The sequence below is a fragment of the Arthrobacter sp. TJ-270 genome, from assembly GCF_058269075.1.
In genome coordinates, this window is sequence record NZ_JBZCNB010000021.1 from 1 (window position 1) to 680 (window position 680).

Annotated in this window: 1 protein-coding gene; it reads left to right on the top strand. The window is 63.1% G+C overall.

What is annotated here, in order from left to right; genetic code table 11:
• On the top strand, positions 1-680 hold a 680-nt coding region (locus AC4D2M_RS17160), incomplete at both ends, for a thiamine pyrophosphate-binding protein (protein WP_490893109.1).

A 680-nucleotide genomic window follows, 5' to 3' on the forward strand; every position in this document is an offset into this window, starting at 1 on the left:
ACTACCGACTATGTGAACACCATCCCGGTTGATGAGGAGCCTGAGTTCCCGGGCGATGAGGAGATCGAGCGCAAGTACCGTGCATGGATGCGCTGGAACGCCGCGGTCATGGTGCACCGGGCGCAGCGCCCCGAGATCGGCGTCGGCGGCCATATCTCCACCTATGCCGGCGCGGCGACCCTGTATGAGGTGGGTTTCAACCACTTCTTCAAGGGCAAGGACCACCCTTCCGGCGGCGATCAGGTGTTCTTCCAGGGCCACGCCTCCCCGGGGATGTACGCGCGGGCATATTTGGAAGGCCGGCTCACCGAAGAGGACCTGGACGGGTTCCGGCAGGAGAAGTCCAAGGAAGGCCACGCCCTGTCCTCGTACCCGCATCCGCGGTTGATGCCGGAGTTCTGGGAGTTCCCCACAGTGTCGATGGGCATCGGGCCGATGAACGCGATCTACCAGGCGCAGAACAACCGGTACCTGCAGAACCGGGGCATCAAGGACACCAGCGGGCAGCAGGTGTGGGCGTTCCTCGGTGACGGGGAAATGGACGAACCCGAATCCCGTGGGTTGCTGCAGTTGGCCGCTAATGACGGCCTGGACAACCTGAATTTCGTGATCAACTGCAACCTGCAGCGCCTGGACGGGCCTGTCCGGGGTAACGGGAAGATCATGCAGGAACTCGAGGC